At 69.9% G+C, this 14,356-nt stretch carries 6 protein-coding genes and 3 pseudogenes; 3 read left to right on the top strand and 6 right to left on the bottom strand.

Annotated features, from left to right (window positions below; all coding sequences use genetic code 11):
* Nucleotides 1-192 precede the first annotated feature (192 nt).
* Nucleotides 193-489 (top strand): annotated as a pseudogene (locus ADK52_RS43710) (transposase); the annotation flags it as partial.
* 59 nt (nt 490-548) lie between these two features.
* Here the strand turns inward: ADK52_RS43710 and ADK52_RS40165 are convergent.
* Nucleotides 549-773 (bottom strand): annotated as a pseudogene (locus ADK52_RS40165) (NUDIX domain-containing protein); the annotation flags it as partial.
* Nucleotides 774-1,008: 235 nt separating this feature from the next.
* Between ADK52_RS40165 and ADK52_RS42995 the strand changes: the two are divergent.
* Nucleotides 1,009-1,164: pseudogene (locus ADK52_RS42995) on the top strand (pirin family protein); the annotation flags it as partial.
* Here ADK52_RS42995 and ADK52_RS17390 read toward each other — a convergent pair.
* The 5 genes from ADK52_RS17390 to ADK52_RS17370 all read right to left on the bottom strand — a co-directional run bounded on the left by ADK52_RS17390 (nt 1,123) and on the right by ADK52_RS17370 (nt 10,488).
* Nucleotides 1,123-2,727 carry an FG-GAP-like repeat-containing protein gene (locus ADK52_RS17390; protein ID WP_053690732.1) on the bottom strand — a complete coding sequence of 535 codons (1,605 nt, stop codon included), beginning with the start codon at nt 2,725-2,727 and terminating at the stop codon, nt 1,123-1,125. The pseudogene ADK52_RS42995 and the gene ADK52_RS17390 sit on opposite strands and share 42 nt — an antisense overlap.
* A 184-nt stretch (nt 2,728-2,911) precedes the next feature.
* Nucleotides 2,912-5,236, bottom strand: coding sequence for an FG-GAP-like repeat-containing protein (locus ADK52_RS17385; protein ID WP_078988399.1), 2,325 nt, complete (start codon nt 5,234-5,236; stop codon nt 2,912-2,914).
* Nucleotides 5,237-5,345: 109 nt separating this feature from the next.
* Entirely contained in the window at nt 5,346-7,352 is a 2,007-nt protein-coding gene (locus ADK52_RS17380) for an RICIN domain-containing protein (protein ID WP_053690730.1), read from the bottom strand.
* 91 nt (nt 7,353-7,443) lie between these two features.
* Entirely contained in the window at nt 7,444-9,894 is a 2,451-nt protein-coding gene (locus ADK52_RS17375; RefSeq protein WP_053690729.1) for a trypsin-like serine protease, read from the bottom strand.
* 81 nt (nt 9,895-9,975) lie between these two features.
* Nucleotides 9,976-10,488, bottom strand: a complete 513-nt coding sequence (locus ADK52_RS17370; protein WP_182508772.1) for a hypothetical protein — start codon at nt 10,486-10,488, stop codon at nt 9,976-9,978.
* A gap of 520 nt (nt 10,489-11,008) precedes the next feature.
* On the opposite strand from ADK52_RS17370, the gene ADK52_RS17365 reads away from it, so the two are divergent.
* The gene (locus ADK52_RS17365) at nt 11,009-14,314 is read left to right on the top strand and encodes an ALF repeat-containing protein (RefSeq protein ID WP_053690727.1); all 3,306 of its coding nucleotides are present in this window, start codon (nt 11,009-11,011) and stop codon (nt 14,312-14,314) included.
* Nucleotides 14,315-14,356 lie beyond the last annotated feature (42 nt).

Below are 14,356 nucleotides of genomic sequence, written 5' to 3'. Positions count from 1 at the left end.
GCTGCTCGGTGGTGAGTCTGGTGCGTCTGGTCTCGGTGTTCGACAGCCACACTCCCGGTTTCACGGTGTGCTCCTGGCCGTCCCGCACGGTCTCTTCGTGAGTCCTGGGGCGGTCAGGGAGTGTCTTGTTTCTGACTCTCCCGAGATTTTCCTCGGCGTTGGTCGCTTGGGGTGGGATGTCGGTCGAGTTGTATGAGGGCTGGGAAACTTGCTGTGTGTCGAGGTCGGTTGGAGGACTTCGCCGGGGACGTGTTCGCCCCACTGGTCCGGCGGGATCAGCGGGCCAAGGGCGGGCTGTGTCTGCGGGGCAGCCGCTGGACGGCCGCCGGAAGTCGATGCAGCCGATGGCCGAACGCCTGGCAGTGGACCACGAGCAGTTGCAGCAGTTCATGACCTCCTCGACCTGGCCGGTCGATCAGGTGCGGGCCCCGGTTGGTGTGGCGGGCCGTGCGGCTCGTGCGGCCGCAGGTGTGGGTGGACGAAACCGGCTCCCGTCTCGTGCCCGCTGGCCTGGCGGCTGTTCCGACACGAGTCCATCACGTCAGGATCGGATGGATCTGCTCGCCCGGCCGACCAACGGTGACCACGTCCAGGCCGGCCTCCTCCTTCGTCTCGCGGACGGCGGCTTCCTCGCAGGACTCGCCCGGTTCGACTTTGCCCGCCGGGAACTGCCATGAGAGTCGGCCCTCTACAACTCGTCGCCGTACGAGCAGTACTCGACCCTCATGAACCACAATGCTGCCCGGGCACAGCACCAGTGCCCTGGGCTCGATCTCGTGCTCCCAGGGTCGCCATGTCACCAGGATGGCCCAATGGGCCCCGGCGCGGCAGGGAGCGCATGGTGCGCATGGTGCGCGCCCTGCGGCACGTCGGTAGGCAGCTGTCCGCAGCCCACTTTGATCATCGTGCGGGCGATCACCAGGCCGACGGCACCGGTTCCCAGATTGAACACGGCACCTTGAGCGCGTCGGGGCGAGCCACGGCTTTCATCGCCGGCGTGTTGCGCCCGACTGGATCGGGCGGTCGCACGAGGAGATCACACAGGCCCGGGAAGACTGGACGAGCGGGACGAGGTTCGGTGAGGTGAAGGGCTACGACGGGCCTCCGATTCCCTCTCCTGAACTACCGCCGACCCACCTGTTGCCCAGGGGAAGGGTTCGTTGACCTGCCGTCGATGACGGTGCCGATGGGGTTCCAGCCGTGGGGGCCGGAGGGGTCGCCTCCGTCGAAGAGGTGGACTCCGACGCTGCCGTCGGAGCCGGTGAGGATGTAGTCGGCGTGGCCGTCCGCGTCGAAGTCGGCCAGTTGGACCTTGCCGTGGTCGGTGGTGAGGCCGGTCGCCGTCTGCCCGAGGTACTGCCAGCCGCCGTGACCGTCCCCGCCGTGGTTGAGATAGGTGGTGACGCTGCCGCTGGGGCCGATCATCCAGTAATCGGCCCTGCCGTCGCCGTCGTAGTCGGCCAGGCGCACCCGGGTCCGGTCCGTCGTGGTGCCGGTGGCGACTTGGCCGATGTCATGCCAGCCGGTGTTGCCCGCCGCGTCGCCACCGCGGTTGAGGTGGGCGTGGACGGCGCCGTTGTCGGCGATCGTGAGGTAGTCGGCCCTGCCGTCTCCGTCGAAGTCGGCGACGCGGACCTGGTCGGCACGGGTCGTGGTGCCGGTGGCGACTTGGCCGATGCTCTTCCACCCGCCGGCTCCCACCGGGTCGCCGCCGCGGTTGAGCCACACGTTGACAGACCCGTTGGAGTTGACGACCCAGTAGTCGGTCCTGCCGTCGCCGTCGAAGTCGGCCAGATGCACCCGGGTCCGGTCCGTCGTGGTGCCGGTGGCGACAGCGCCGAGCGCCTTCCAGCCACCGCCCGGCTTCCCGCCCAGGTTGAGCCATGCCCGCACTTCACCGCTGTCCGCGATGGTGAGGTGGTCCGGGCGTCCGTCGCCGTCGAAGTCCCCCCACCGCACCGGGCCGGTGCCGCCCGTCTCCGTACCGGCCCGCGGTGCACGCGGCCGCTCGGTCCAGCCGTCGTTGACGGCCTGGTCCAGGCCGGCCTGATAGGCCAGGGCCATTTTGCGGTAGCCGGCGTCATTGGGATGCAGGTGGTCGGGCAGCTCGGCCGCTACGTCGAGGCGGGGCGGTTCGACGTAGCGGAACCGCTCGCCACGGACGCGGCGCTCCGCTTCCTGGCCGCGGAGGGCGGCGTTGAAGTCGCGCGTCTGCTGCCCGAGGCCCGGAGTGTCGACGAACAGGCCCTGGACGATGACGGTCACACCGGGGCGGTTGGCCACGATGCGGTCGACGAGTCCGGACAGGCGCCGTGCGGCGTCCGCGGGGTCCGCATGGTGGGTGTTGAGGTCGTTGATGCCCAGGTGCAGGAGGACGACGTCCGGGTCGGCGGCGGTCTGCCACCGGTCGATGTTCGAGCGGACGTCGTCGATGGTCCAGCCGCTGTGCCCCTCGTTGTCGGGGTCGCCGGCGTTGCCGAAGGACCCGGAGCCGACGAAGTCGGGGGTGAAGCGTGACTGGCCCTCCATCAGGCGCCAGAGCTCGGAGCGGTATCCGGCGCCGTGGGAACTGCCCGCGCCGGCGGTGATCGAGTCACCGAGCGGCATGATCCTCACCAGTGGTGGGGCGGGTCGGACGGCGGCGGCGGCCGGCGGGGCGGCGCCGAGGCCGAGTGCGGTGGCGCCCGCCAGCAGGGCGAGGCCGAGCGAGGTGATGCGCTGTGTCATGGGTGTCGGTCCTTCAGGGAAAGGGCGGGGCCGAGCAGTTGTCGGCGGCGAACACCCCCGACGGGCCTGCGAAACGAAGGAGCCCGACGGCCGTCCTCAGGGCAATGGCGAGGGAACGGACGGCGGGCAGGGCATCCCGGGGCCATCGGCGCGGCACGCGCGCCGATGGCCCCGGGATGTGGGATCAGGCGCCGCTGGCGACCTTGCCGAGATCGATCCAGCCCTTGCCGCCGACGGGGTCACCACCGTTCCAGGCGAGGACGGAGGCGCTGCTGCCGGCACCGGCGAGGACGTAGTCGGCGTGCGTGTCGGCATTGAAGTCGACGAACTGAACCTTCGTGTGGTCGGTGGTCTGTCCGCCCGTGACCTGGCCGACGACGCTCCAGCCGGTGTTCGGGACGACGTCGCCGCCCCGGTTGAGGAAGAGGTCGACCTTGCCGTCGGGCTTGACCGCGAAGTAGTCGGCCTTGCCGTCGCCGTCACTGTCGGCGAACCGCACCCGGTTGCGGTCGGTGGTGGCACCCGCCGTCACACGGCCGATGCCCTGCCAGGGGGCCACCTGGTCGCCGCCCCGGTTGAGGAAGACGTCCACGGCCCCCGCGTCGTTGAAGACGAGGTAGTCGGTGCGGCCGTCGCCGTCCCAGTCGGCGAAGCGGACCTTGCTCGCATCCGTGGTGAGGCCACTGGCGACCTGGCCGAGCGCCTTCCACGGCGCGACCTTGTCGCCGCCGCGGTTGAGCCACACGTTCACGGAGCCATTGGCATTGATGACGAGGTAGTCGGCCTTGCCGTCCCCGTCGAAGTCGGCCAGACGCACCCGGGAGCGGTCGGTGGTGGTACCGGGTGCGACCTGGCCGAGGCCCTGCCAGCCGTTCGCACCGGCGGGGTCGCCGCCGTGGTTCAGCCACACGGACACGGCACCGTTGTCGGCGATGGTGATGTAGTCGGGCTTGCGGTCCCCGTCGAAGTCGGCCCAGCGTACGCGGTCACTTCCGCCGGCCTCGTTCACCGCGGCGGAAGGACGCGGGTCGGTGGGCACGGTTCCGCTGGCCCACAGGGCGCCGCCCTTGCCTTCGCCGCCGTCCTTCTTGTAGACGACGAGGTTGCCGTCGTTCTGGAAGGTGAGGTACGCGCCCGGGTTGCCGAAGGTGGCGGTGGACCAGTAGGAGTTGCCGATTCCGTCGCCACCGCCCTTGCGGTAGGCGACGAGGTTGCCGTCGCGCTGCATGGAGAGGTACGAGCCGTCGCCGCCGGCGACGTCGGAACTCCACACCTGCTTCGCCTGGTTCTTGTCCCAGATGTACAGGCGGCCGTCGCGGGCCATGACGAAGATCTTGCTGGGGCTGTCGACCCAGAAGCCGGCCGGGTAGCGGCCGTCACTGGGCAGGGTGTTCGGGCGCACTCCGGTCTCCGAGGACCACAGGCCGCCGCCGGTGCCCTCGCCGCCGTCCTTCTTGTAGACGACGAGGTTGCCGTCGTTCTGGAAGCGCAGGTAGGCCTCGGGGTTGCCGAAGGTGGCGGTGGACCAGAGGTGGCCGCCCTTGCCGTCCCCGCCGTCCTTCGTGTAGACGACGAAGTTGCCGTCGGCCTGCATGATGGCGTAGGCGCCCGGGTTGCCGTAGGTGTTGGAGGACCAGAGCGCAGAGCCCTTACCCTCACCACCGCTGTTGTGGTAGATGACCAGGTTGCCGTCGGCCTGCATGGAGAGCTTCAGGTCCTTGCCGACGAGGGTCGTGCCCGACGCGATGGTCTGACCGGGGCGGACCAGCAGCGGGTCGGTCGCCGTGGCGATCCACTGGCCGAGGTCGTCGGTGCGGGCGGAGACGGCACCGGTGCGGGTCTCGGCCGGGTTGGCACCGAGGCAGCCGCCCTGCCAGGACCGGCTGTTGACCCCGACGAGCTCGCCGGCCGCGTTCAGCAGCGGGCCGCCGGTGTCGCCCTTGCAGATCGCGTCGGTGCCCTTGCCGGTGATCGTCAGGGTGGTGGCGTCGCTGGAATTGACCGTGAACGCGCCTGCGTGGAGTTTGGCGGGCACCCACTCGGTCTTCGTCCGGCCGAAACCGGCAGCGGTGAGGTCCGCACCGGTGGTGGGGGCGGTGGCGGCGGGCTTGACCGCGGCCGCGCCCCGGGCGGGCACTCCCAGACGGGCCAGGACCACGTCACGATCGGTACGCGGAACGAGTTCGGACACCTCGAGGGCCCGGCCGTCCGCGAGGGTTACGGTCGACTTCAGGGCGGGCTTTCCGGCCGCGACCTGCTGGCCCGCAGTGGTGGCGAAGCAACTGGCAGCGGTGACGACCCACCACTCGTTGACGAGCGCCCCGGTGCACGCACGGCTGTTGGCTTCGTCGCCGATGTTCAGCTTGACGACGGAGGAGAACTGGCCGTTCGGGGCCTCGGGGCCCGTGAGGGCCTGGGCGGGTCCGGCGGACGTGAGACCGGCTGCGACGGCGGTGGCGGCTGCGAGCAAGCCGGTCATCCGGGCGGTTCGCGGACGGGGAGCAGACATACGGGTTTCCTCAAGTAGTGGGCTGGGCGGGGGAGCAGGCAAAGGCGGCGTAGGCAGCGTCCAGTGCTCCGGGTCAGCCGGATGGGTCACGGCTTGTCGGCAGGGCGGGTTACAGGTACCAGCTCTGGGTCGCGAAGGACGGGTCGGAGGAGTGCGTCCACTGCTGGGCGGGGGCCCCGTTCGCCAGGCTGGAATCGCCGATCTCGAGGGCCTTGCCGCTGTTCACGTTGCGGATGTCCAGGCTGACGGTGCTGCCGGCCTGCTTGATCGTCCAGAGCATGGTGGAGATGTCGTGGCAGGTGTACTGCTGCGCACGGGCCCCGTTGTCCTTGTTGGAGTTGACGATCTCCAGGCACTTGCCGCTGTTCACGTTCACGATCTGGTAGACACCGGCGGTGGCCGTCGGGCGGAACTCCCACTTCGCGCCGGCCTGCGCCCCGCAGGTCCACTGCTGGGCGGCGGCGCTGTTGTCCTTGCTGGAGTTGGTGATCTCCAGGCACTTGCCGCTGTTCGCGTTGCGCATCTGACCGCCGGCGGGCAGGGGGAAGGGCGAGGGCCAGGCGTTGGTGCCCAAGGCGACGCCACCCTGGCCGTTGCCCTTGTAGACGTTGAAGCGCTGCTGGTTGCTCCACAGGCCGCCGAGGTCGGTCCTGCCGTCGCCGTCGAAGTCACCGGCCAACACGACGGGCATGTTGTTCCAGGTCTTGTCGGGCCACATGGAGGCGCCGGCGTCGAGGCCACCGGCGGCGTTGCCGCTGTAGCGGCGCAGGGCGCCGTCGGAGGCGATGGCGACGACGTCGTCCCGGCCGTCGTGGTCGAGGTCACCGGAGGCGATCTTCTGGATCGACATCCAGGTGGTGTCCGGCCACATCTTGCGGCTCTGGCCGTTCAGCACGCCATCGGGACCGGTGGAGTAGGCGTACAGAGAGCCCTTGGCATCGCCCGTACCCCAGACGGCGAGGAGCCCGTCGCGATCGGAGCCGGCGGCCCGGTACCGTTCGAGCTGGTGCATGGCATCCCAGTTGGTGCTCCCGCCCGTCCACATCGCCTTGCCGACGGCCAGGCTGCCGTCGGGCTGTCCCGCGTACATGCGCAGAGCACCGTCACCCCAGACGGAGGCGATGTCGGTGAACCCGTCGCCGTTGAAGTCACCCCCGATGATCTTCTTGGCGGGACCCCAGCTGCCGTCGGCCCGCCACAGCGGGCGGCCGTACTCGAACGTGCCGTCGGGGCGGCCGGCGAACGTGTGGAGGTTTCCGTCGGTGGTGACGGCGGCGACATCGGTACGGCCGTCGTTGTTGAAGTCGCCCGAGGCCATCACCTTGGTGACGTTCGGCACCAGGGCCGCCAGGCGTACCGCAGGGGTGGTCCTTCGGACCTGGTCCACCCAGGCCGCCACGTCGTCGACACGGACGGCGATCGCCCCGGTGCGGGTCTCGGCCGGATCCGTGCCTAGACAGCCACCCTGCCAGGAACGCGAGTTGACGGCCATCAGCTCCAGACCGCCGTCCGTCCGACGAAGGGCCGGGCCACCGGTGTCACCCTTGCAGACCACCGCGTCGCCCGATGCGTCCAGTCCGAGCGCACCGCCTTCGACGGAGGCCACGGTGAAGGCGCCCGTGTGCGCCTTGTCGGGGACCCATTCCGACTTCGTCCGCCCGAACCCCAGCGAAGTGAGCTGCTCACCGATGGCCGGGGCGGTGGTGGCGATCTTGACCGGCTCCACTCCGACGACCCGCCAGCCGAGCTTCACCATCACCAGGTCCCGGTCCGGGTGGGGGACCAGTTCCACGGCGTCGACCACGGTGCCGGTGGACCGGGTGAGATCGGTGCGCCCCACGGTCACCGTCGTCTTCGCCGCGGGCTTGCCGGCCGGGACCTGCGCGGAGCCGTTGCGGAAGCAGGACGCGGCGGTGATCACCCACTGGGCGTCGACCAGCGCGCCCGAACAGGCGGCCCTGCCATCGATGTTGAGCTTCGCCGCCGAGGCGTAGTCGTTGCCCGGAGCATCGCTCCCGTGGAGGGCCGTGGCGGGACTCGCGGTGAGAAGGCTGCTTCCCACCGTGGCGGTGATCAGCGTGGCAGCCCACGCGAGGCGTGAACCGTGTACGGGCATGGTCATCCTTATGGTGCGGGAGGAGGAGTGTCCGGCCGGTGCCCGTCCGCGCCGGAAGGCGGTCGCGGCGCGGACGGGTGGCGGTGCGGTGTTACCGGGTGGCGGTGGCGGTGAGGTCGGTCGGCGTGTTGAGGGTGCCGGGAACCTGGCGCCAGGCGGTCCACTTGCCCAGGGTGGTGTCGAGGGTCGTGCTCTGGACCTTTCCGGCGGCGCCGATGGCATAGACGTTGACGTTGCCGGCGGCGGAGTTGCTGGAGAGGCGGGTCAGTCCGGTGCCGCCGATCTTGGTCCAGGACGGCTTGAAGGCGCCGGCGAGGTAGTCGCCCGCCTGGCCGTAGAGGGCACCGTCGGAGCCGATGACCTGGATCTGGACGGTGGCTCCGACGCGGGAGACCGTGATGTCCTTGGCGCCGGTGATGCCGCCGGGGATGTCACCCCAGTTGTTCCAGGTGTTGCTGCGGGTGTCGAGGTCGCGGCCGTAGACCTTGCCGCCGGCGATCCCGTAGAGGCGGACGTAGGGGCCGGCCTTCACGGAGGTGAGGCTGGTCAGTCCGGTGAATCCCGGGACGGCGGTCCATTGGGTGTTCCAGCGGCCGGCGTTGTAGTCGCCGACCTGTGTGTGGAGGTCGCCGTTGGAGCCCACGATCTGCACGTACAGGACGTTGTCGATCATGGTGGCGGAGACGTCCTTGACGCCTACGGCCCCGCCCGGTACCTCGTTCCAGCTGCCCCAGACGTTGCTGGCCGGGTTGTACTCGCGGTCGTAGACCTGGCCGCCGGCCACACCGACGTAGCGGATCGACTTGCCGGTGTCGACGCTGGTCAGGTTGGTGATGGGGAGGCCGCCGACGCTGTTCCACTGGGCCCCGAAGGCGCCGGTGGCCAGGTTTCCGTTCTGGATGGCCAGCGCGTTGGGCGCGGTCGCGGCCACGGTCGCCCTGGAGGGCGCGGCCATGATCGCGGCGGACACGTCGGTGGTGGCGGAGATGCCGCCCTTGAGTTCCTGGAACGCGCTCCAGGTGCCGGTTCCGGTGTCGAGCCGGGCCGTGTTGATCCTGCCCGCGGTGTCGGTTGCGTAGAGTTCGACGGCGCTGCCCGAGGGAGCGCTGGTGATGTTCGTCAGACCGCTGCCGCCGACCCTGCTCCACGCGTCGTTCCAGTGGCCGGCGTCGTAGTTGCCGAACTGGGTCCACAGGGCGTCGTCACCGCCGACGATCTGCACCTGGACGTTGTTGCCGATCATGCTGGAGGCGATGTCCTTGACGCCGCTCGCCCCACCGGGCACCTCGCCCCACGGGGTCCAACTGCTGTTGCGGGTGTCGAAGTCGCGACCGTAGACGCGTCCGTCCGCGACGGCCTGTACGCGCACGATGGGCCCGGCGGGCGCGCTGGTGACGCGGGTCAGCCCGGACGCTCCGACCGCGGTCCACAGGTCGTTCCAGCGGCCGGCCCTGTAGTCGGCGACCTGCGAGTAGAGGTTGCCGTCGGCGCCGGCGATCTGCACGTGGACGCTGGTGCCCACCAGGGAGGCGGCGATGTCCTTGGCGCCGGCGGCACCACCGGGTACCTCGCCCCAACCGGACCACTTGCCGTTCGCCGCCAGGTCGAGGTCCTGGCCGTAGACCCGGCCGCCGGCGATCGCGTAGGCCCGCACCGTGTCGCCGTCGCGGACGGTCGCCACCCGGGACACGTCCTTGCCGTCGACCTTGGCCCAGGACTGGCCGTACTCCCCGTAGCCCAGGTCCCCGAACTGGGACCACATCGCTCCGCCGCCGCCGGCCAGCAGGGACACCTGGTTGCCGGTGCGCGGGGCGATGACCGGATCGATCCACGCCGCGAGGTTGTCGGTGCGGGCGGCTATGGCGCCGGTACTGGTCTCGCCGGCCGGGGCTCCGAGGCAGCCGCCCTGCCAGGAGCGGCTGTTGATGCCCACGAGCTCGCCGGCGGCGTTGAGGAGCGGGCCGCCCGTGTCCCCCTTGCAGAGGGCGTCGGTGCCCTTGCCGGTGATCGAGAGGGTGGCCGAGTCGGTGGAGTTCACGGTGAACGCGCCGGTGTGCACCTTGCCCGGGACCCAGTCCGTCCTCGTCCGCCCGAAGCCGGCCGAGGCCAGGTCGATGCCGGCCGCGGGAGCGGCGGCGGCGCGCTTGACCGGAGCGATGTCGGTGACGGGGGCAGCCAGCCGGCCCAGGACCAGGTCGCGATCGGTGGCACTCGCGGAGACCTCCACGATGTCGCGGACCTGTCCGGAGAACGTGGCGGTGGTCTTCAGGGCGGGCTTCCCGGCCGGGACCGGGCTGCCGGGCGTGGTGGCCAGGCAGCTGGCGGCCGTCAGGACCCAGCGAGGGTCGACCAGGACCGCGGTGCAGCCGCGGCCGTTGGTCTCGTCGCCGATGGCGAGTGCCGCGGTGAAGGCGTACCGGTCGGCCGGTGCTTCGGGACCCGTGACGGCCTGTGCAGGGACAGCCGACACGAGGCCCGCCGCGACGGCGGTGGCCGTGACGAGCAGACCGGCCGCCCGCGCGGGGAGACGAGTTTCAGGCATGGTCTTCTTTCGGAGTAGGAAAAGTTGCCGATGTCGCCGGGTGTGACGTCCGACGCACGGAGGGGGTTTCCCCGGCCGCGGCTACTTGGAAGTCCTGATCTCCAGAAGCATGAAATCGCGGCCCTTTTCGTCGGCGGTCTCGCCCACGGCCGTCCAGGCGTTCTTGTCGACGTTGAAAGTCTTTTCCTCGGTACCCGTGGTCATGTTCACCTGCGAGGCATATTCGTTGCCCTTGATTCCGAATACTGCCGGGATCTCCAGGCTCAGGTACCCCTTGTTTCCGGTTGTCCGGAAGCACACCTTCTCGTTCTTGTGGGAGAAGACCTCCATCTGTTCGGGTGCGCCCGTGCACTCGGCGAGGAGAATGTGGCCGTCTCCGCTCTTGAGCTTGATCTTCTGCTCCGCGAGGATTTTGTCGGCGTTCGGGTAGGAGAAGTCCTCGATGGCGTAACCCGGACCCTCGTCGGCAATCGACTGCGTCGTGAGACCCTCCGTTCCGGTTCCGCCGGTCACTCCGCTCACAGCGCCCCAGGTCAGGGCGCCGGCTGCGAGAGCCGAGCCGACGATCCGCAGAATTGTGCTACGTGCCTTCATTTTCGTCCTTAGTGTCGATCCAGGTGGTTCGCGAGTGCACGCGGGTGTGCTCGCGGGTGTGCTCGCGAGTGAAATCGGTGAGCCCGAATGTGGCGTGAACTTGTGATTGCTGCTATCCCCGGGCATGGCTGATCTGCGCACTCGAAACGAGATGGCTTCGAGGTCTGCTCAAGTGGCTGACGATCTTCTGAATGAAACCAAGACATTCGCGTTCCAGCCAATGGGATGTATCTCTGATATCAGGACATACCCACCACTCTGGGCGTGACTTGCGCCACTCCGCGGAATGGTTGCAACGATTTTTCGAAAATCCATGGTCGAGATCCAGCCATCTTTGGGTGGCGGTGATGATTGGGATGGAGCCGAGTGTGTTCCGGGCGTGTGCGCTGCATAGGGTCGGGTCATCGACGTCCGGTGGAGAATCCCGGACGGGTTTTATCCCCGGCCTCTACGCGGGATCACAGTCAGAGAGGTTTCTGTGCAGGAAACATTTTGGAGTCGGCGCCGATTCGTGTCCGCCATGGCGGCCGGCGCGGCAGCTGTCTCAACCCCACTGCTGTTCACCACCCCGGTCCGCGCAGCCCCCGGCGCGGCCGCCCCCACCGGTGACGCGCTCGCGCTTCCGGACACGGATCGGGCCAAGGTCGTCAAGGCGTGGATCCTGGGAGGCCGTTCGGTCAAGGAGGCGGCCGCCTACGCACTCGGCGGTACCGATCAGGAGATCACGACCTTCCTGACCGAGCAGCTGCCGAAGGTCACGCGGATCGACAACCGTGTCGCCGCGTTCACCTACCTGGGCTACGGGGGCAAGAGCGTCCGCAGGGACGTGGGCGCCGCCCTCAGCGGCGGGGACGAGGCGGTATCCGCCTTCGTCAAGGACGGCTTCCGCCCGTCGGTCACCGAGGACATGCGGGTCTCCACTCTCAGCGTCATGGCCAACGGCGGGAAGAGCATCAAGCGGGACGGCAACGCCGCGCTGAGTGCCGGCACGGACCAGGCGCTGGAGCAGTTCCTGCTCACCGGCCAGTACAACGCCAGGCTGGAGGACATGCGGGTGGAGATCATCCGCAGCCTCACCACAGCGGGCCCGGAGCTCAAGAAGTACGCGAACCGGGCGCTGAGCGGGACCGCGGAGGATGTGCAGTGGTACCTCGACACCGGCCAGCACATCGCACGGGCCCGTGACCAGGAGGCGGCCACCATCGGGCAGTTGGTCGCCATCGTCGAGCGCGAGAGCGCGCGTGCACGGGAGCAGACCGACCTGGCCGTCGAGGCCTCGGAGCGTGCGACGACAGCCGCCAGCAAGGCCAAGGAGAAGGCCGAGGCGGCCGCCGCCGAAGCCGAGAAGGCGAGGGACGACGTCCGGAGGTCCGCGGAGGCCGCCCGGCAGGCCGCCACCGCCGCGAGCGGCGCGGCGTCCGCCGCCCGTACGGCCATCCGTGCCTCGTCCGCCGCGGTCCAGGCGTCGCAGCGTGCTTCCTGGGCGGCAACGGCCGCCTCACAGGCCGCCGCCGCTGCCGGATCGGCCGCCACGCGCGCCTACAACGCCGCGATCGCCGCGTCCAAGGACGCCTCGAAGACGAACGAGGCGAAGAACGCGGCCGTGGCCGCGCGCGACGCCGCCGCGAAGGCCTACTCCGCGGCCAAGGCGGCCGATGAAGCGGCCGTCGCGTCCGAGCAGTCCGCGAACGCCGGCCTGGCCGCCGCGGACGCGGCACGTGACGCGGCTGCCGCCGCCAAGGCCTCCGCCCAGGCGGCCGAGGCCTCCGGTGTCGCCCAGGGCGAGGCCGCGGAGGCCAAGCGCCAGGCGGAGATCGCCTCCTCCGCCGCCAACCAGGCGACCAACGCGGCCTCCTCGGCCCAGGCGCTGGCCTCGACCGCCGCGCGCGCCGCACGTACCGCCAACAGCGCGGCCAAGTCCGCGGCAGGGCATGCCGAGAAGGCGGCGGACGCCGCGGAAGAGGCGGTCAAGTACGCAGGCCAGGCAATCGACTTCGCGAACCGGTCCACCGCTTACGCCAACGAGGCGGTCAAGGCCGCCAATACCGCCACCCAGGCCATCGCGGACGCGATTCTCGTGGAGAAGAACGCCCGGGACGCCGAGGCGGCCGCACTTGTGGCGGACAAGCTGCAAGGCATGAAGGAGGCCGCGCAACTCGCCCTCCTGGACAAGAGCGAACGTGCGGCCGACCTGAACAAGCGCACCCAGGCGCAGAAGACCGCCCAGGCCACCAAGGACCTGATAGCCAAGGCGGAGCAGGCCCTCGGGAACGACGACCTCACCGCGGCCGCCGCCCTCGGCCGCCAGGCGGCCGTCGCACTGCTGAACTCCAGCGGCACCTGGACCCGTCAGGCCGCCCGCTTCGCACTCGCCGGGTCCGACTACGACGTCCACTCCTGGATCGACCTCGACCGGCAGCTCGCCGAGTCCCAGGACGACCGCGAGACCATCCTCTTCATCGCCCAGGTCTCCGAGCCGGCCGTGGCGAAGGCAGCGGTTCAGGCCATTGCCGGCGGCATCCCCGCGGAAGGGGACTTCAACACCTCCGGCGTCCTCAAGTCGCGCGCCGAGGACAACAGGGTCAACATCCTGAAGATCCTGAACGAGAAGCCCGGCAAGGCCGTGACCAAGGCTGCCAACGACGCGCTCAACGCCAACACCCCGCAAGCCCTCCAGAAGTTCTTCGACGAGGACCTGCCCAAGGCGGTCGAAGAGGACGACGCCGTCAGGACCATGAAGGTCATCGCCAGCGGCGACGCGTACTCCAAGGCCTACGCGGAGGTCGCCATGTCGGGCCCCGCGTGGATGCGCCGGCATTTCGTGGAGGCCGTCCAGCACCGTGCCGCCCAGCTCGACTACGACTCCCTCAGCCACGCCGCAGCCATGCAGGCGAGCATTGCCGCAGCGGCCAAGATCGCCCAGGACGCGCAGAAGGACGCGGCACTCGCCTCCCAGGTCGCGGCAGTGGCCCGGGACGCCGGCGAGAAGGCCCAGGAGTGGGCCCAGAAGGCGATCGATTCGGCGAACCTGGCCCAGGGCTTCGCGGACAAGGCCCGCGAGCACGCGGACGCGGCGGACAAGTCCGCCGCCGACGCCCAGGCTTCGGCGAACAAGGCCAAGGAAGCCGCCGCCACCGCCCAGAGCGCCTCCCGCGCGGCCAACCACTCCGCCAACCGCGCCATCGACGCGGCCCGCAGCGCCCTGGCCTCCTCGTACAGCGCCCAGACCTCCGCCGCCAACGCCCACCAGTCCGCGCTCGCCGCCGGGCAGGACGCCAAGACCGCTGCCGCTGCCGCCGCCGAAGCGCGCCAGATCGCCGCGGACAAGCGGACGGCCGAGGTGCGGGAAGCCGCGCGCGTGGCCGCCGAGCAGGCACAGAAGGACCGGGACGCGAACCGCAACCCCTCCGACACGACGAACAACGACACGGTCAACCCCAAGGGAAGCCAGTCCGGCAAGGACGAATGGTGGAACGACGCCAAGTGGTGGGCTGACACCGCCGACAAGGTGAGTATGGCCGCCGGGCTCCTGGCGGCAGGTTTCGCCGTCTCGTGCGTGTTCTTCCCGGCAGCACCCGTCCTCGGCAGCATCGCCGCGGTCTGCCTCGGCGTCTCCGTCGTCGCCGCCGGAGTCAGCGCGATCGCCTCCGGAATCGAATACGGCTTTACCAGCGGCGAATTCGTGTCCTCCGCCGGCCGCGCGGCACTGGGGCTGCTCACCCGAGGCGGCGGACGTGCCGCCACCAGCGTGGCCAAGCCGGTCGCCCGCACCGTGGAGAAGGCCGCCGGGGCCGCATCGAAGATGTTCTACGACCTCGTTCACTGACATCTGATCCGAGCAAGGGCGAATCGACTGGCGAAACGTTTC

Origin of the sequence: Streptomyces sp. WM6372 (assembly GCF_001279655.1) — a bacterium.
Taxonomy (GTDB): domain Bacteria; phylum Actinomycetota; class Actinomycetes; order Streptomycetales; family Streptomycetaceae; genus Streptomyces.
This window is presented reverse-complemented; position numbering and strand designations above follow the sequence as displayed.

Bases quoted from the DNA above. Each gene is read 5' to 3' on its own strand.
- ADK52_RS17390 (WP_053690732.1), bottom strand. From the start codon at position 2,727: ATGACACAGCGCATCACCTCGCTCGGCCTCGCCCTGCTGGCGGGCGCC.
- ADK52_RS17385 (WP_078988399.1), bottom strand. From the start codon at position 5,236: ATGTCTGCTCCCCGTCCGCGAACCGCCCGGATGACCGGCTTGCTCGCA.
- ADK52_RS17380 (WP_053690730.1), bottom strand. From the start codon at position 7,352: ATGCCCGTACACGGTTCACGCCTCGCGTGGGCTGCCACGCTGATCACC.
- ADK52_RS17375 (WP_053690729.1), bottom strand. From the start codon at position 9,894: ATGCCTGAAACTCGTCTCCCCGCGCGGGCGGCCGGTCTGCTCGTCACG.
- ADK52_RS17370 (WP_182508772.1), bottom strand. From the start codon at position 10,488: ATGAAGGCACGTAGCACAATTCTGCGGATCGTCGGCTCGGCTCTCGCA.
- ADK52_RS17365 (WP_053690727.1), top strand. From the start codon at position 11,009: ATGGCGGCCGGCGCGGCAGCTGTCTCAACCCCACTGCTGTTCACCACC.